The organism is Streptosporangium sp. 'caverna' (genome assembly GCF_003203775.1).
Lineage (GTDB): Bacteria > Actinomycetota > Actinomycetes > Streptosporangiales > Streptosporangiaceae > Streptosporangium > Streptosporangium subroseum.
In genome coordinates this window covers 10960518-10976641 of record NZ_CP029711.1, presented here as the reverse complement: position 1 = coordinate 10976641, position 16124 = coordinate 10960518, and the positions used below count along the sequence as shown (strand labels likewise).

Below are 16124 nucleotides of genomic sequence, written 5' to 3'. Positions count from 1 at the left end.
GTACGGCGGGACCCTCACTGCGAACGGTTGCCTACGTCGAGGCCGGCGGAGCGGCTACTTGACGGGTTCGAGGACGTCGAGGCCCACATAGGGACGCAGGGCCTTGGGGACCACGACGGAGCCGTCGGCCTGCTGGTGGTTCTCCAGGATGGCGACGATCCAGCGGGTGGTGGCCAGGGTGCCGTTCAGCGTGGCCACGTGCTGGGGCTTGCCACCGGAGTCACGGAACCGCACACCGAGGCGGCGGGCCTGGAAGTCGGTGCAGTTGGAGGTCGAGGTGAGCTCGCGGTAACGGCCCTGGCTGGGGACCCACGCCTCGCAGTCGAACTTCCGCGAGGCGGAGGATCCCAGGTCGCCGGCCGCGGTGTCGATCACCCGGTAGGGCAGCTCGGCCTTGGCGAGCATCTCCTTCTCCCAGGCGAGCAGACGCCGGTGCTCCTCGTGCGCGTCCTCGGGACGTGCGTAGGAGAACATCTCGACCTTGTCGAACTGGTGGACCCGGATGATGCCCCGGGTGTCCTTGCCGTACGAACCGGCCTCGCGACGGAAGCACGAGGACCAGCCGGCGTAGCGGTACGGCAGCGCGGAACCGTCGAGGATCTCGTCGGCGTGGTAGGCCGCCATCGGCACCTCGCTCGTGCCGACCAGGAACAGGTCGTCCTCGGGCAGGTGGTAGACCTCGCTGGCGTGGGCGCCGAGGAAGCCGGTGCCCTTCATCGACTCCGGCTTGACCAGCACCGGAGTGATCATCGGGACGAAGCCCGCCTCGATCGCCTGCTGCATGGCCATGTTGAGCAGCCCGAGCTGGAGCCGTGCGCCGGCGCCCTTCAGGAAGAAGAACCGCGATCCCGAGACCTTCGCCCCGCGCTCCATGTCGATCGCGCCGAGCAGCTCGCCGAGCTCCAGGTGATCCTTGGGCGTGAAATCGAAGCTCGGCTTCTCGCCGATCTCCTCCAGCACGACGTAATCGTCCTCGCCGCCGGCCGGAACCCCCTCCTCCACGAGGTTGGGCACCGTGTAGAGCAGATCGTCGAGCTCCCCGCCCAGCTCCTCGGCCTCGGCCTCGGCCGACTTGACATGCGTCGAGAGGTCCTTGGCCCGCTCGAGCAGAGCCGTCTTCTCGTCCCCTGAGGCACGGGACACCGACTTGCCGATGCTTTTCTGCTCGGCGCGCAGCGTCTCGAAGCGACTCAGCGCACCGCGCCGCCGCTCGTCGAGGTCAAGCAGCGTTTCGACGACAGAGTCGTCCTCACCGCGGGCACGCTGCGACGCCCGTAGCCGGTCGGGATCCTCACGAAGGGTACGCAGGTCAATCACAACCACAAGGCTACCGATGTACGGCTCGCACCCGCACATGCATTACGCCCGGCCGCCGAAGCTCCGGAACGTCAAGCCCGCACGCTCCCGTCCGTTGAGGACACGCGGCGCCTCGGACCGACCGGATCGAGGCTGGCCGACGCCGGAGCTCGATGCCGGATCAGACCTGACGGGCGCGGGTCGGACCCGACGGATGCCGGATCGGATCCCCTCGCCGGATCACGCCCGACCGGTGCGGATCCTGGTGAGCCAGTCTTCGGCCTCGGCGAAGTCGGCGTCAGCCATACCGCGCTTGATCTGCGGGAAGAACCCGTCGGCACGCGGGTAACTGCCGAGGAAGCGCACGTCCTCGCAGATCCGGTGGAGACCGGAGAGCGCCTCGCCGACCCGGGCGTCGGACACGTGGCCCTCGAAGTCGAAGTGGAAGAAATAGCGTCCGATGCCATCGCCGGTGGGCCGCGACTCGATGCGGGTCAGGTTGACACCGCGTACGGAGAACTCGGTGAGCATCTCCAGCAGCGCGCCCGGATGGTCGTCGGTGAGGAAGGCGACCAGGGAGGTGCGGTCGGAACCCGTGGGCTCGGGCATCGAGCCGGGGCGGGACACGCGAACGAATCGGGTCACCGTGTCGGAGCGGTCACCGATCTTGGCGGCGAGCTCGACCAGGCCGTAGTGCTCCCCGGCGATGCGCGCGGCGATGGCCGCGTCGTACGGCGAACCGGGAAGGGCGACCTCCTGGGCCGCCGCCGCGGTCGACGGGGCGGCGATCACCACGGCGTCGGGCAGCTCCCGGGCGATGAAGTTGCGGCACTGGGTGATGGCCGCCGGGTGGGTGAAGACCCGCTTGATCCGGGAGATCACGGCGTCCTGGCGGGCCAGGAGCGAGAATTCGACGGGAAGCAGCAGCTCGGCGGTGATGAGCAGCGGCTCACCCCAGGCGAGCTCGTCCAAGGTCGTGGTGATGGCGCCTTCGAGTGAGTTTTCCAGCGGGACGACGGCTCCGTCGGCCTCACCGCGCCGGGCAGCGTCCAGCGCCGCACTGACGTTCGCACTCGGCAGGCGCTCGGCCTCCGGCGCCAGGATGCGCAGGGCCTCCTCCGTGAAGGTGCCCTCCGGTCCCAGGTAGGCGAGTTTGGGCATGACCACAGGTTATCCGGCGCCTATCCGAAAGTGTGTACAGAACTCCACATCAGGCAGCTCATCGCCCTCATCCGTCCCGCCTTCCCCACCGCCGTCCGCCGGAGATCGCGCGGGGAACCTCTCACCCGCCGTCGGGGACCGCGCGGGAGACCTCTCCTCGCGCGTCGGAGATCACCCGGAAAGCCTCGCGCCGTCTCGGCAGCCGGACCCCCAGCAACCAGACCAGGACCAGCGCGCCCAGCCCGAATCCGTTCTGCACGATCTTGCCCAGTACGGGGCTGAGCACCGGGATCTCGGCGGCCTTGATCGTCACTCCCCACCAGGGGATCGGCAGCACGTAGTAGAGCCAGACCCCGGCCGCCATCCGGACCCTCACCGGGTCGAGCCCGCTGCCGAACAGCGCGCCCAGCACCACGACCACCCAGGCCAGGTGGTGGATCCAGGCCACCGGCGACAACAGGACGGCCATCAGGCCCACCAGCGCCACCCCGGTCACCCGGTGCCCGTCGAGCAGCGCCCTGCGGGCGTATCGGAAGCCGTACCAGGCGATCACCGCGACCAGGGCCAGCCAGAGCAGGGTGGTCAGCCAGTCGGGCATGTAGAGCCGGATGAGCATGCCGCGCAGCGACTGGTTGGTGGTCGCCGCGTTGGCGCCGAGCCGTTCGGGGTCGAGCAGGGCGCGGAACCAGAATTCGGAGGCGTCGTCCGGGATCACCAGGAAGGGCAGCAGGGTCAGCAACGCGGCGGTGAAGGCCGCCATGAAGAAGGTCCTGCGGTGCTCCTCCTTCGCGCCGGGGCCGAAACCGGCGATCAGAAGGTAGATCAGAAAAACGCCGGGGGTGAGCTTGACCGCGGTGGCCAGGCCGATCAGCATGCCGCGCGGCCACACCGGCCGCCGGGCCACGCAGTCCGCCAGGCAGAGCGCGACCAGCAGGATGTCCACCTGGCCGAAGCGGACCTGATCCCTGATCGGCATCAGATAGGTGCACGCCACCATCAGGAAGGCGAACGCCATCGGCAGCCAGAGGCCGCGTGCCCGGTTCAGGACGGTCGGGGAGCCTGCCCGGTCCGGATCCGGTCGGCCGGCCTGATCCTCGCGACCCGTGTGCTCGGCCTTCCGATCCTCGCGACCCGCGTGTCCGGCCCCGGAGGACGGCACCGGACGCCCGTCGACGGGGACCGGCCGACGGAGCCGGCCCAGGACGGCTCGAAAGCCGAATCCGACGCTGACCGCCAACGTCACGAAGATCAGAATGGTCCACACCCACTGCGCCGCGGGCCACGACATCGCCGCCAGGGGCGTGGCCAGCAGCGCCGCGATCGGCGGGTAGGTGAACGGCAGGAGCTGCGGAGCGGGCGTCAAGAAGTCGTAGACCGGCCGCCCCTCCAGGACCGCCTCGCCGCCGGTACGGTACACATCCAGATCGACCAGACGCTGGTCGCCGACGTTGCCCAGCCACTGAAGCACCAGCGGGGCCACCGCCACCACGACAAGCAGCAGCGCGAGCAGCCACGTCCACGGGGGCCGCCTCGGCGCGGTCATCTTGCCAGTCGTCACGACCAGGCAGGTTACCGTGGGCCTGGGGGAAACGGCCGCCAACGGCTACGGATACGGGGGAACCGGATGGGTTCGACGCACGGCGGTCAGAGAGTCGTCCGCCAGGGCGGCGAAAGATCATCTGGCTCCGGGGGGAAGCATACGTCCTCGCGCTCCACGATGGCCGTCACGCGTGGCAGCCGGGAAACGCGAGCTCACCGCTGGACGGCGCGCACCGCGCCCGTCACCGCGATCCTCCTCGGAACGCGAACTCACCGCTGGATGATCCGCACCGCACCGGTCACCGCGACCCCCTTCGGAACGCGAGCTCACCGCTGGGTCGTGTGCACCGCGCTGGCCACCGCGTTCTTCCTCCTTTCCGGACTCTCCGGGCTTTCCGGGCTCTTCGGGCCCGGTACGGCCGGCGCCGCGGTCGCGAGACCGCTTCCCGCCAGGGTCGTGGTGATCGGGGTGCCCGGCCTGGAGTGGAGTGACCTGGACAGGGTCCGGACGCCGAACCTGTGGAAGCTGGTCGACCAGGGCGGGGCCGCGTCGCTGTCCACCCGGGCCGTGCCGCCGCCGGACCGGGGCATCACCTGCCCGGTCGCGGGCTGGCTGACCGTCTCGGCGGGTCAGCGGGCCGGCGCGCCTGGGGCGAGCTGCGCGCCGCCGCCGACCCCGGCGGCGACGCCGGACGGCGGGGCCAGCGTGCCGGACTGGGCGGAGCTGGTGGCCTTCAACACGACCACCTCCTACCGGCCGACGCTCGGGCAGCTCGGGCAGCTCACGGTGGACGCCGGAGGGAAGGTGGCCGCGGTCGGGCCGGGGGCCGTGCTCGGCGCGGCCGACAAGTCCGGAAAAGTCGCGAAATATGTGGCGAACGTTGACGACCTTGGCGACCTGGCACCGTACAGGCTGATCGTGGTGGAGGCCGGGGACCTGGCCGAGACGTGGTCCCGGACGGGTCTCGACCAGGACGGCGACCCGATCTCGATGACCGGCCAGGCGAGGCGGGAGGCGGTGGCGAGGGTCGACCGCCAGGTGGGCACGGTCCTCGACCGGCTGCCGCCGGAGACCGCGGGAAACACGGGGACCCCGGAAGGCCCGGACATCACGAAGACTCCCGAGAACCCGGGGAGCACCGAAGGTCCAGGCATCACGAAGAGCCCGGAGCCCTCGGGGAGCTCGGGGAGCTCGGAAAGTCCGGGCATCACGAAGAGCCCGGAAGGTTCGGGGAGCTCGGGGACCACGATCCTGCTCGGGGGCCTGTCGGACACCACGATCGCGCCCCACCTGCACGTGGCGATCGCCCGCGGCGTGTCCCCCGGCGGCGAGCCGTACTCCCACGGCTACCTCACCGCCGCCTCCACCCGCCAGGACGGGCTGGTCACCAACACCGACCTGACCGCCACCGCGATCGGGCTCCTCGGTCTGGAGGCCCCGAACGGCGTCGTGGGCCGCGCCTGGCAGAGCGGCGAGCCGAGCTCCGAGCAGGCCTCCGAGATGGTCGTGAACCTGGCCGACGACGATCTGGCCAGCCAGGTGCTGCGCGAGGTGCGGGGGCCGTTCTTCGCGGTGTTCGTGACCGTGCAGATCCTGTTCTACCTGCTGGCCGCCGTCGCGATCCGGCGCGGCTGGGGCGGATCGCGGGCGCTGGCGGCCACCCAGGTCGTCGCGACGGTAAGCGGTGCGATCGCGATCGCGACCTTCCTGGCCCAGCTCGTGCCCTGGTGGAACCTGCCCGCCCCGATGGCCGGAGTGATCCTGACCATCCTCGCCATCGCCTGCGTGATCGCCGGACTGGCCCTCGGCGGGCCGTGGCGGGCGCATGTGCTCGGCCCGCTGACCGTGGTCGCGGGGATCACCTCGCTGGCCCTGCTGGCCGACGTGATGACCGGCTCCAGACTCCAGGTGAACGCGGTCACCGGCTACGAACCGGTCACCGGCGGGCGCTTCTACGGCTTCAGCAACATCGCCTTCGCCGTCTACTCGGCGGGGACGATCCTGGCCCTGTCCGGGGTGGCCCAGTGGCTGATCTCGCGCGGGCGGCGGTCGCTCGCGCTGGTGGTCTGCGGGGTCTACGGCCTGTTCGCGGTCGTCGTCGACGGCTGGCCGGCGTGGGGAGCCGACTTCGGCGGCGTTCCGGCCTTCCTGGTCGGGGTGGCCGTCTTCCTGATCCTGCTGTCCGGCCGCCGGGTCTCGCCGGTCAAGCTCGGGCTGGTCGGCCTGGCGGGCGTCCTGCTGATCGGGACCATCGCGGTGGTCGACTGGCTCAAACCGCCGAGCGCGCGCACCCACCTGGGCACCTTCGTCCAGCAGGTGCTGGACGGCGAGGCCTGGACGGTGATCAGCCGCAAGTTCGGCGCGATGATCGGGGTCACGGTCGGAAACTGGTCGCTGACCCTGCTCACGCTGGTCGCGCTGGCCTTCCTCTTCCTGGTGCTGAACCGCCCCTCCCAATGGGGCGCCCCCGCGCTGGGCCGGGCCTACGCGCTCGCCCCGGCACTGCGCGCCGGGCTGATCGGCGCGCTGACCTGCTCACTGATCGGGTTCCTGATGAACGACTCGGGGATCGCGATCCCGGCGATGGCCCTCACGGTGGCGGTGCCGCTGACGCTGACGGCCTGCGTGCGCGCGCTCCGGCACTCACCGCCCACCACACCAGAGCGAGCGTCAGCGCCAGCAGGGACCACGGCACCACCCGCTCCCTGAGAAGGGTTTTGAGCCAGAGCAGGTCCTCGGGGCGCAGGGCCTCCCTGGCCGGGAGGTAGCCCAGGGACAGGATGGTCACCCTGGCCACCATGAAGCCCTCCAGCACCGGCCAGGAGGCCATGGCCAGCAGCGCGAAGGCCAGCCCGTCATACCAGGGCAGCGCGTACGGCGCGGCGAACAGCCAGGCGACCACCATCACCGCGGCGACCGCCGGAGCCGTGTCCCCCGACGGGGCCCCCGGCAGTGCCCGCAGGATCAGCCAGGCCAGACCCGCCAGCATGAGCAGGGAGCCGACCTGGATCCAGGTCGAGTAGGCGCCCGGCCCGAACACGGTCTGGAGCCCGCCCTTGGCCAGCTGCCACGGCGTCGCGAGAGAGACCTTCTTGCTGGCCGCGCCGACCTGGTCGAGCACGTGCGACCCGGCGAGGCCGTAGATCACCAGCACGGTGGCCGTCGCGGTCCCCGCCACGACCGCGAGCCTGCCGGGCGAGCGGCGCAGCTCCCATGCCGGACCGAGCGCCACGAGCCCGGCGTTGAGCTTGACCCCGATCCCCACTCCCAGCAGGAGCCCCGAGGAGGCTCCACGAGCCATGAGCGCCGCGACCATGCAGGCGATGGCCAGGGTGTCCACGTGCATCCCGGCGGACAGGTGATAGATCATCAGCGGGTTGACCGCCCACAGGAGCGCCGCCCGCCGCTGCAGATCCGCGTCGCCCTGGGTGAAACGGTGCAGCAGCAACGCCGTCCCGATGAACGCCGCCGCGTTGACCAGCGCCATCACCAGGATCGTCAGCCTGACCGAGTCGCCGCCGACGAGGCTCGCCAGCGCCTGGACGGCGGTCGCCACCGGGCCGTAGACGCTGGTCACGCCCGCCCACTCCTCGACCGCGCCGGTGACGGGGTCGGCGGGCAGCGCCGTGGGAGGGACGGCGTAGGGGTTCTGGCCGAGCGTGACCAGACGGCCGTAGGCGGCGTAGTTCAGGTGGTCGGCCGAGCCCGACGGCGGCAGGAAGGCGAGCAGCGCGGCCACCACGCAGCCCGCCGCGAGCAGCCAGCGCGGATCCGGTCTCCACCGGGACCGCAGGGCTCCGGCGAGGCCGAGGCCTCCCAGCACGATCGCGGCCGCGGCCATGGCGATCACCAGATGGCCGTCGGGGCGCAGGTCCAGCGAGAACGGGGGCTGCCAGGACGGGCCCGCCAGTCGCGGAACCATGGCCGAGGGTCCCAGCAGCCCGATCAGGATCGTCAGCCCCGCAGAAAGCCCGATGGCCGTGAACGCGACGATGTCGAGCCCCCGCGGCGTGCCACGAGCGGGGCTCCGCCTCTCGTCGACAACCGGCGCATCCCAAGTCACCCGCAAATTTCAGCACACCCGGCGCGATGCCCGGGGCGGCGTCTCGCCGACCGGCCACGCACCGCCGGTGGAAGCCGGCCAAAGGACACGCGACGGAGTACGGCGATCGGGACCGAATGGGCGCGGCAGCAGAACCCGGCCTGCCCGGGCCGGGCGATCATGACCTGGTCCGCGCGGACCGGGCGAGCGACCATGACCCGATCCGTACGTGGACCGGGCGAGTGCCCGTGACCTGTGTCTGTGTACAGGCCGGACATCCATCTGCAGGTCGGCCGAAGGGCTGTCCTGATATTTCGTATGCGGGCCGTGCGAGCGGCCCTGACCTGATCTATATGCGGGCCGCCAGGGCCCGTGCGACATCGCGGAACTGTCTGGCCCGGTGAAGCTGGGCCTTCCAGTCGGTGCCGGTCGCCCGGTGGGCCATCTCCACCTGGACCTCGCGCACGCGAAAGCCCTTGCGGAGCAGATCAATGGTGAGACCCGTCTCCACGCCGAAGCCCCGTGCCAGGGGGCGGGCGGCCTCGAAGGCGGCTCTGGTCAGGCAGCGCTGGCCGTTCAGCGGCTGGTCGGGCGTCCACCCCGCGATGCGCTGGACACCCTCGCGGGCCAGCTTCACCACGAACCCGTGACCGCCGAGCTTCACGCGGGTGACGAACACGGCGATCGTCATGTCCGCCTCACCCGCCGCGACCGGCTCGATCAGGGGCGCGGCCATGCGGGCGGTCTCGCCCAGGTCCGCGTCCAGGAACAGCAGGTGCCGGGACTCGGCGCCGTCGAGCAGGCGCACGGCCTCCGCACCGCTCTCCATGGCGGCGGCCTTGCCCCGGTTTCGACTGTGCCGTACGACACGGGCTCCGGCCGCCTTGGCCACCCGTCCCGTCTGGTCGGACGAGCCGTCGTCCACGACCACGACGAGGTCGACACCGGGCAACACCAGGGCCGCGGCCACGGTGGCACCGATCCGGTCGCCCTCGTCCTTGGCAGGGATGATCGCCGCTACGCCGGTCATCACTGGGGCTCGGACGTCAGCAGCTTCTCGGGCACGGCTTCGTGCACGGTGAACACCGAGTCGAGGCCTGTCACCTGGAGGATCTTTCGCACGGCGGGCCGAGGCGCCGCCAGCTCCAGCGTGCCGTCACGCTCTCGCAATCGCTTGAGCGCGGCGAGCAGCACGTTCATGCCGGTGGAATCACAGAATTCCACGCCGGACATGTCGATGACCACGAGAGTGGTCCGGCTCTCCTCCAGCACCCGAGCGAACTCGGACTGCAGGCGAGGCGCGGTATATAGGTCGATTTCGCCAACGATGGTCACGACGGTGTGCCCGGCATGAGATCGAGTTGAGACTTTTAGCTCCACAGCGGGCACACTAGCGGCGCGAGGGCTGCTGGTCACGTTCTCTCGAGTAACCCGAGTCGTCAGCCCTTTGTCCCCCGTTTCGGCCCCATGGAAACCCTGGGTGCGCGAAACTTAACACTGTGCGACACCGGCATGGCCGGAAAGGGGGGAGACCCGGCACCTCCCGACCATCGCTGCGCTACGACAGTGACGGCCGTTGAGTAGAGAAACGGGCTCGAACGCGCAATGAACACCGACCTATCAGAGGATCCACAACGACAGCGACTCCGGGAGCACCTGGAGTCCACGATCGCCTGCACCGAGAAAGCCACATCGTGGCGCGATGCGGCCAACTCCCTCCGCGGTCTGGTGAACCACGAGGGCTACGTCCCGATCAGAACCCGCCTGTCCAGCGAGGATCTCGACTTCCTCGAAGGAGCGCGCGAAGAGCTGCTGGACTTCGCGACGCTCGGGGTCAGGCTGCTCGACCTCCATCAGCCTCGCGACGCGGGCGGCATCACCAGCGACACGGCGCACCCGATCCTGCGCTGCCGGAGCTGCATGTGGCGATGGCCGTGCCCGACCTTCCGCGCCATGGCCGAGTCCTTCGGCACCGCGAGGACCCCGACGTCCTGCCAGCACGTCGAGATCGACCACGACGACGAGCCGGCCCCGATGACCCTCCTGGTCTCCCGCAGGACCGAGGGTGACCTCGCGGCTCCCAACATGGTCATCGGGAAAAACGGAGTCACCGGGACATGACGGCCGCAGGCCCCTCGGGCACGGACAGGGGGAGGCGGATCTCGAACCGGCATCCGGGGCCGGCGTTGACGACGTCTATGACCCCCTGATGGGCCTCGATGATGCCGCGCGCGATCGCCAGGCCGAGGCCCGCGCCGGCTCCGTCGGTGCTGGGGGTCCGGGCCGTCTCCCCGCGGAAGGCGACGTCGAACACACGGGGCAGGTCGTCTGCCGGGATGCCGCCGCAGCAGTCGGCGACCGACAGGCAGGCGACCCCCTCCTCCACCGCCGCGCGCACCCACACCGTGCCGTCCTCCGGGGTGTGCCTGATCGCGTTGACCACCAGGTTGCCCAGCGCCCGGGAGAGCTCTCCCGCGTCGGCCTGGACCGGGACCGCCACGTCGGCCTCACCCGCCAGCCGTACTCCCTTGGCCCTGGCCAGCTGCTCCACCCCGGCCAGCGCGTCGGCGACCAGGTCGCTGAGACCGATCCGCCGGCGAGACAGGCGCAGCGTCCCGGCATGGATCCTGGACAGCTCGAACAGGTCGTCCACCATGCCCGACAGCCGGTCCACCTCGAGGCGGATCTGCCGGTGATAACGGCTCACGGTCTCCGGATCGGCGACCACGCCGTCCTCCAGCGCCTCGGCCATGGCCCGCATGCCCGCCAGGGGGGTGCGCAGGTCGTGGCTGACCCAGGCGACGAGCTCGCGGCGGGCGCTCTCCAGGGAGCGTTCGCGTTCGTGGCCCAGGCGGAGGCTGCGGTAGGCCTGCTCCAGGGTCTTCGCGATCGTGCCGAGCTCGGCGGGCAGGCCGCCGGGCGGCACGAACTCCCCCGTGGGCGATGCCGCGTGCACGGCGTCGACGAGCCTGCGGCTGGCCGCCACGACCCGGCGGGCGAGCACCGTCGCCACGCCCAGGCCGACCAGCCCGCCGACCGCGACCACGCTGAGCACGATGTCCCTGGGCGCGCCCTCGATGATCATTTGTAGGGTGATGGCGACCACGCCGCCCACCGTCGCCACGACGGTCACCACGGCGACCACCGCGAGCATCACCCCGATCGACCGCTCCCGCAGCAGCCGCATCAGGCCCAGCCCGGCCACCGCGACCAGCAGGCCGAGCCCGGCCGTGACCGCGACGATCAGCAGCATCTCGGGGATCACGGCAGTGCCAGGGGCTCGTAGCGGTAGCCGACACCCCACACCGTGACGATGCGCCGGGGGACGGTCGGGTCCGGCTCGATCTTCTCGCGGAGGCGGCGGACGTGGACCGTCACCGTGGAGGAGTCGCCGAAGGACCAGCCCCAGACCTGGTTGAGCAGGGTGGAGCGGCTGAAGGCCTGACGGGGGTTGCGCATCAGGTGGGCCAGGAGGTCGAACTCGCGGGCGGTCAGCATGATCTCCTCGTCGCCGAGCCGCACCTCGTGGGCGCCGACGTCGACCGTCAGCTCGGCGTCCCTGAGCACGCCGACGCCGGAGGGCACCGAGACGCCGCGGGCCCGCCGCAGGACCGACTGGACCCGCAGGGCCAGCTCGCGAGGACTGAACGGCTTGGTGACATAGTCGTCGGCGCCGGTCTCCAGGCCGACGACCCTGTCCATCTCGTCGCCCAGCGCGGTCAGCATGATCACCGGAACCGGCCATCGCTCCCTGAGCTTCCTGCAGACCTGGAGCCCGTCCATTCTGGGCAGCATCAGGTCGAGCACCAGCAGGTCCGGCGGATCGGCCAGCGCTCGTCTGAGCGCCTCCTCGCCGTCTCCCACACACTCGACCGTGTGGCCGTCGCGTTCCAGATAGCGGGCCACGACCTCGGCGACCATCGGATCGTCGTCGACCACCAGAATCCGTGCGCTCATGGTCCCCACGGTAGGCCCGGACGGGCGGATTGCTCAGTCCCGTCACCGGTCCGTAAGCACTCCCTGACTCCGCCACCGGCCCGCGGGCTCCCCGTGGCCTCGCCTCCGATCCGTGATCACTAGATCGTTATGGTTCCGACTCTCTCCGCTCCGGCCGAGGACGTACGGTGGTCCGCATGGGTCGTATCGTGATGGCAGTTCTGGGCGTCATGCTCGCGCTCTACGTGGTGTTCGGGCTCGTGCTGCCGGCACTCTTCGGGCTTCTCAAGTTCGCGTTCCTCCTTGCTCTCGTGGCCGTCGTGGCCGTCGCCGCGGTCACCGTGGTCGGCAAGTTCGGCAAGTCCGGCAAGTCCGGCAAGTGAACCTGCTCCTCGCCCTCCAGACGCTCTCCGTCTGGTTGTTCGACGGCGGCGGGCTCATGACGGCGACCGCCGTGGTCGGGCTGGGTGTGCTCCTGCTCGCCTGGGCGCTTCGTCAGGTTCCCGTCGCCTCGGAAGCGGGACGGCGTTCGCCGCTCTCCCGGCGCGACCGGGCCAGGCGGACCATGTTCGTCCGGCAGCGCGACCCCGACGCGGCCGGGCGGTCCCGGTCCAGAGCACCCTCGGCGGGCTCGGCGCCCGCGTAGCCACCCAGACACGTCCGGATCGCGGGCGCCTTCTGTGCTGATTCCATTCCAGTCAGAAGGGCTCCCATGTTCGACTCCGTCATCGAGTTCACCGCCGGTCTCATCACCGCGCTCGCCCAGCCCCTGAACTCCACCGCACTGGCGATCATCGTGTTCACCCTCGGCGTCCGGCTCCTGCTGCTGCCGTTCGGCGTCATGCAGGCCAGGGGCGAGCGGGCCAGGGCGCGGCTCTCGCCCGAGGTCCAGAAGCTGAGAAAGCGGTACGGCCGCGACCCCGAGCGCCTCCGGCGAGAGCTGTCCGCCCTCTACGCCAGGGAGAAGACCTCGCCACTGGCCGGCTGCCTGCCGGGGGTCGCCCAGATGCCGTTTTTCATGGTGATGTACCAGGTCTTCATCTCTTCGACGATCGCCGGGAACGCCAACGCGCTCCTCACCCATGGATTGTTCGGGGTGCCGCTGGGACAGCAGTTCGCGAGCACGGTGGCCGGGTTCGGATTGCTCAGCGGGCCGACGCTGGTCTTCGCCGGACTCTTTCTGATGCTGCTCGTTGTGGCATTTATCACATCACAGCGCATACGGCGGACGATGAGCGACGAGGTCCAGCCGGAGTTCCTGCGCGGGGTCATGCCGCTGATGCCGTTCGGGACGGTGCTGGCCGCGGCCGTGCTTCCGCTGGCGGCGGGGATCTATCTGCTCGTCACCACCTCGTGGGCGGCCGGTGAGCGGGCCTTCCTGCACCGTCCGGCGCTCGCCGGGCACTGACCCCGTTCCGCCCCGGCCGACACCGACCGGGCCCGGAGCGCTCTCCACTCGGTCCGGCGGCTCACCGGGCACCGGCCCGGGTGGCACTTTGCCGGGTGCTGATCTGCGAGCTCCTGTCCTGTCTCACCACACCGTGAGGCAGGACAGGAGCTAACCGCATTCCCGCAGGGCGGGCTCGGCGACGGAGACCTGGCCGTTGCCCACCTGGCCATTACTGACAGTGCTGACAGCGGTAACCACCGCCCACACCGTGGTGGTCTCGCCCTCGTGCCTGACCCCCCATTGGGAAGCCACATACTCGACGATGCCGAGGCCCCGTCCCCCCAGAGAGGAGAGCGTGGGGCGGCCTGCCCGAGGTTCGGTGGCAGCGCCACCGTCACTCACCGCAACCTCGACGTGTTCTTCGGCCCAGCGCCACGCCACTCTGATCTGCCCCGACGGCAGTGGGTGCGCGTGACGAAGCGCATTGCTCAACAGTTCGCTGACCACGAGCACCGCATCATCGATCGCGGTTTCGTAAACGCCCCATTCCTGCAGGTCAGAGGAGAGGCGTTGACGTGCGACAGCGACGCTGGACGGTGCATACGGCAACAACACGACGCTCGACGCACTCACCTCCCCGTATCCCTGTTCCCCCTAAGGAACACACCCCTGTACGACCGAAATGCCCCGTTAGATGGTCTTAGAAACCGGGTGTCAATTACAGCTTGTGCACATTCGACAATAGATCAGCTCTTCCGTGACCGACTCGTTACCGCATCGGCGTGTCGGTTAGGTAAGGGGGCCGGGCGTGTCGGCAATGCTCAAGGCCAGCCGCATTCGAGTGCCACCGGTGGGACGCGGGTGCGCCGACACCTCGCCGCCCTGGGCGCGTGCCAGGCTCCGCACGATGTAGAGGCCGAGGCCGACCCCGCCGAACCGGCGGCGATCACCGCTGTCCCCCTGGACGAAGCGTTCGAAGACGTGCTCCCGGCTGGCCTGGGCGATCCCGACGCCCTCGTCGTCGACGACCAGCACCACCTGATCGCCGTCCACCCAGGCCTCGACCCTGATCAGACCGCCGTCCGGTGAATACTTGAACGCGTTCTCCAGGAGCTGGCCCAGCAGGATGTCGGTGGCGAACGCGTCGCCGGAGACCAGAGGCAGGTCCTCGGGGACGTTCACCTCGATCCGATGCAGCTCGGGCAGGACCGGCAGGCCCAGCGTGGCGGCCCGGACCAGCTCGCCGAGGTCGAAGCCCTCGATCCTGAGCGTCAGCTCACCGGCTCCGGCCCGGGAGCCCAGCAGCAGGTGGTCCATGAGCTGGCTGAGGGAACGCGCCCGTTCGGCGATGGTGTGCACGGCGGAACGGCGCTCGGCGTCGGTCATGCTGTCCCAGCGCGCGTCGAGCGTGCTGGCGAAGCCGCGGACCACGGTGATCGGAGTGCGCAGCTCGTGACTGGTGGTGGCCAGGAAGAGGTCCTTGGCCTCCTCCAGCTCCTTGCTCCGGGTGATGTCGCGGAAGTCGACCACGATCTCTCCCGTCTCCACGATCTCCGCGCAGAGCACGTCCAGCCAGGTGCCCGAGGGAAGCTGGAGGGTGAGCTTGTCGCCCGGCTCCGGCAGCTGGAACGGCGGCGGCCAGCCGATCACCTCGGCCGCGTGGAAGCCGGTCAGCTCGGTGGCCGCGGGGTTCCACTGGACGACCCGGCCCAGACCGTCGAGGACCGCGATGCCGTCGGCGCTGGCGTCGAACACCGCCCGTTCGTGGGCGCGCTGCCGTTCGGCCTCCTGGTAGGCCATGGCGTTGCCGACGGCGATCCCGGCATGCCCGGCGAGCAGCTCCAGCAGCTCCAGCTCCAGATGGCCGACCTTGCGCTTGGCGAACAGCGCGTACAGCGCGCCGTACGGCCGGCCGCCCATCGCGGCGAGGCCGAGCGCGATGGTGTGCAGGCCGGGCAGCCGCGACCAGATCAGCTCGTCCAGCCGGCCCTGGTCGCCGGTCTCCAGCAGCACGGTCCTGCCGCCGCGCAGCAGCTTGCCGACCAGGCTGGTACGGAGGTCGGCGGTGGAGCCGTGCAGCGATTCGGGGAGTTTGTGGCGGGCCACGAGACGGAGCCGGTCGCCCTCGATGCGGACGAACCCGCCCGCGTCGGCTCCGGTCAGCTCGGTGAGGCTGGCCGCGATCCGGTCGAGCACGGCGGGCAGCTCCCGCTCCGCGTTGATGTCGGCGACCACGTCGGCGAGCCTCCGGACGAGCTGTGCCCGGCGGGAGGTCCGGTCGTCGGCGGTCTCGTCGTCCTGGGCCAGGTGGTAGACGCTGACATAGCCGAGCAGGTCGCCGGTCTCCGAGCGCAGCGCGCTGGTGTCCACCCGCACGTCGAACAGGCTGCCGTCCCGGTGGAACCGCTTGGTCCGCAACGACACCTGACCGCCGGTGCGGACGCGCTCGAGAACCGCGTTGTGCTCGGCCACCAGCTCTTCGGGGACCACCGGCGCGCGGCGGCCGAGCATCTCCCCGGCCGACCAGCCGAACAGGCGTTCCGCGGCGGGATTCCATGTGAGAACGGTCTCGTCCCGGTCAAGGGCGACGATCGCGTTGGGAGCACCGGCGACGATCGCATGGGGAGCACCGGCAACGGCCACATGGCCGATGCCACCGTCACTTCCGGCCCCGTCGTACCCCACGTATCCATAGTGCCGCTTCCACCAGCCTGATCTTGGCACTTTCGCCCCGCACGTGTCGCCACTCGCCGGGGCGA

Annotated in this window: 15 protein-coding genes; 5 read left to right on the top strand and 10 right to left on the bottom strand. The window is 70.4% G+C overall.

Translation table 11 applies throughout. From position 1 onward, the window contains the following. Positions 1-54: 54 nt before the first annotated feature. From serS to DKM19_RS47520, 3 genes are all read right to left on the bottom strand, one after another. Positions 55-1317 (bottom strand): serine--tRNA ligase, encoded by a 1263-nt coding sequence (serS, locus tag DKM19_RS47530; RefSeq protein ID WP_110705132.1) that lies wholly within the window; start codon positions 1315-1317, stop codon positions 55-57. 219 nt (positions 1318-1536) lie between these two features. Beyond that, positions 1537-2457 (bottom strand): prephenate dehydratase, encoded by a 921-nt coding sequence (pheA, locus tag DKM19_RS47525; RefSeq protein ID WP_110706500.1) that lies wholly within the window; start codon positions 2455-2457, stop codon positions 1537-1539. 121 nt (positions 2458-2578) lie between these two features. Continuing rightward, on the bottom strand, positions 2579-4015 hold the full coding sequence (locus tag DKM19_RS47520; RefSeq protein ID WP_110705131.1) for a glycosyltransferase 87 family protein: 1437 nt from the start codon (positions 4013-4015) through the stop codon (positions 2579-2581). Positions 4016-4174: 159 nt separating this feature from the next. Here DKM19_RS47520 and DKM19_RS52400 point away from each other — a divergent pair, with 159 nt between their 5' ends. Beyond that, complete coding sequence (locus tag DKM19_RS52400; RefSeq protein WP_239513983.1) at positions 4175-6706, top strand: hypothetical protein; 2532 nt, start codon at positions 4175-4177, stop codon at positions 6704-6706. Here the strand turns inward: DKM19_RS52400 and mptB are convergent. The 3 genes from mptB to DKM19_RS47500 form a co-directional block, all read right to left on the bottom strand. Beyond that, positions 6588-8060 (bottom strand): polyprenol phosphomannose-dependent alpha 1,6 mannosyltransferase MptB, encoded by a 1473-nt coding sequence (gene mptB / locus DKM19_RS47510; protein WP_204358560.1) that lies wholly within the window; start codon positions 8058-8060, stop codon positions 6588-6590. The two genes, DKM19_RS52400 and mptB, sit on opposite strands and share 119 nt — an antisense overlap. A gap of 328 nt (positions 8061-8388) precedes the next feature. Further along, entirely contained in the window at positions 8389-9069 is a 681-nt protein-coding gene (locus DKM19_RS47505; protein ID WP_110706498.1) for a glycosyltransferase, read from the bottom strand. Next, a complete protein-coding gene (locus tag DKM19_RS47500; RefSeq protein ID WP_089213510.1) occupies positions 9069-9419 on the bottom strand; it encodes an STAS domain-containing protein in 351 nt (116 codons plus the stop codon). Before DKM19_RS47500 ends, DKM19_RS47505 begins: the two co-directional genes overlap by 1 nt. A 225-nt stretch (positions 9420-9644) precedes the next feature. Here DKM19_RS47500 and DKM19_RS47495 point away from each other — a divergent pair, with 225 nt between their 5' ends. Beyond that, positions 9645-10160: a hypothetical protein gene (locus DKM19_RS47495; RefSeq protein WP_239513982.1), complete on the top strand. Its 516-nt coding sequence runs from the start codon at positions 9645-9647 to the stop codon at positions 10158-10160. Here the strand turns inward: DKM19_RS47495 and DKM19_RS47490 are convergent. Together DKM19_RS47490 and DKM19_RS47485 are read right to left on the bottom strand one after the other, a co-directional pair. After that, positions 10147-11304 carry a sensor histidine kinase KdpD gene (locus DKM19_RS47490; RefSeq protein WP_204358559.1) on the bottom strand — a complete coding sequence of 386 codons (1158 nt, stop codon included), beginning with the start codon at positions 11302-11304 and terminating at the stop codon, positions 10147-10149. The genes DKM19_RS47495 and DKM19_RS47490 overlap by 14 nt on opposite strands. After that, entirely contained in the window at positions 11301-11996 is a 696-nt protein-coding gene (locus DKM19_RS47485; RefSeq protein WP_110705130.1) for a response regulator transcription factor, read from the bottom strand. The genes DKM19_RS47490 and DKM19_RS47485 overlap by 4 nt, the downstream gene beginning before the upstream one ends. A gap of 176 nt (positions 11997-12172) precedes the next feature. On the opposite strand from DKM19_RS47485, the gene DKM19_RS47480 reads away from it, so the two are divergent. From DKM19_RS47480 to DKM19_RS47470, 3 genes are all read left to right on the top strand, one after another. Further along, on the top strand, positions 12173-12358 hold the full coding sequence (locus tag DKM19_RS47480; RefSeq protein WP_162641157.1) for a hypothetical protein: 186 nt from the start codon (positions 12173-12175) through the stop codon (positions 12356-12358). Continuing rightward, positions 12355-12621, top strand: a complete 267-nt coding sequence (locus DKM19_RS47475; protein WP_110705128.1) for a DUF6412 domain-containing protein — start codon at positions 12355-12357, stop codon at positions 12619-12621. Before DKM19_RS47480 ends, DKM19_RS47475 begins: the two co-directional genes overlap by 4 nt. Before the next feature lie 66 nt (positions 12622-12687). Further along, positions 12688-13383 carry a membrane protein insertase YidC gene (locus DKM19_RS47470; protein WP_110705127.1) on the top strand — a complete coding sequence of 232 codons (696 nt, stop codon included), beginning with the start codon at positions 12688-12690 and terminating at the stop codon, positions 13381-13383. A gap of 150 nt (positions 13384-13533) precedes the next feature. On the opposite strand, the gene DKM19_RS47465 is transcribed toward DKM19_RS47470, so the two are convergent. Further along, on the bottom strand, positions 13534-13998 hold the full coding sequence (locus DKM19_RS47465; protein WP_110705126.1) for an ATP-binding protein: 465 nt from the start codon (positions 13996-13998) through the stop codon (positions 13534-13536). Between the two features lie 156 nt (positions 13999-14154). After that, positions 14155-16050 carry a PAS domain S-box protein gene (locus DKM19_RS47460; RefSeq protein ID WP_110705125.1) on the bottom strand — a complete coding sequence of 632 codons (1896 nt, stop codon included), beginning with the start codon at positions 16048-16050 and terminating at the stop codon, positions 14155-14157. Positions 16051-16124: the final 74 nt, after the last annotated feature.

Coding starts and splice junctions, on each gene's coding strand:
- pheA (WP_110706500.1), bottom strand. CDS start 2,457: ATGCCCAAACTCGCCTACCTGGGACCGGAGGGCACCTTCACGGAGGAG.
- DKM19_RS52400 (WP_239513983.1), top strand. CDS start 4,175: ATGGCCGTCACGCGTGGCAGCCGGGAAACGCGAGCTCACCGCTGGACG.
- DKM19_RS47505 (WP_110706498.1), bottom strand. CDS start 9,069: ATGACCGGCGTAGCGGCGATCATCCCTGCCAAGGACGAGGGCGACCGG.
- DKM19_RS47495 (WP_239513982.1), top strand. CDS start 9,645: ATGAACACCGACCTATCAGAGGATCCACAACGACAGCGACTCCGGGAG.
- DKM19_RS47485 (WP_110705130.1), bottom strand. CDS start 11,996: ATGAGCGCACGGATTCTGGTGGTCGACGACGATCCGATGGTCGCCGAG.
- DKM19_RS47480 (WP_162641157.1), top strand. CDS start 12,173: ATGGGTCGTATCGTGATGGCAGTTCTGGGCGTCATGCTCGCGCTCTAC.
- DKM19_RS47470 (WP_110705127.1), top strand. CDS start 12,688: ATGTTCGACTCCGTCATCGAGTTCACCGCCGGTCTCATCACCGCGCTC.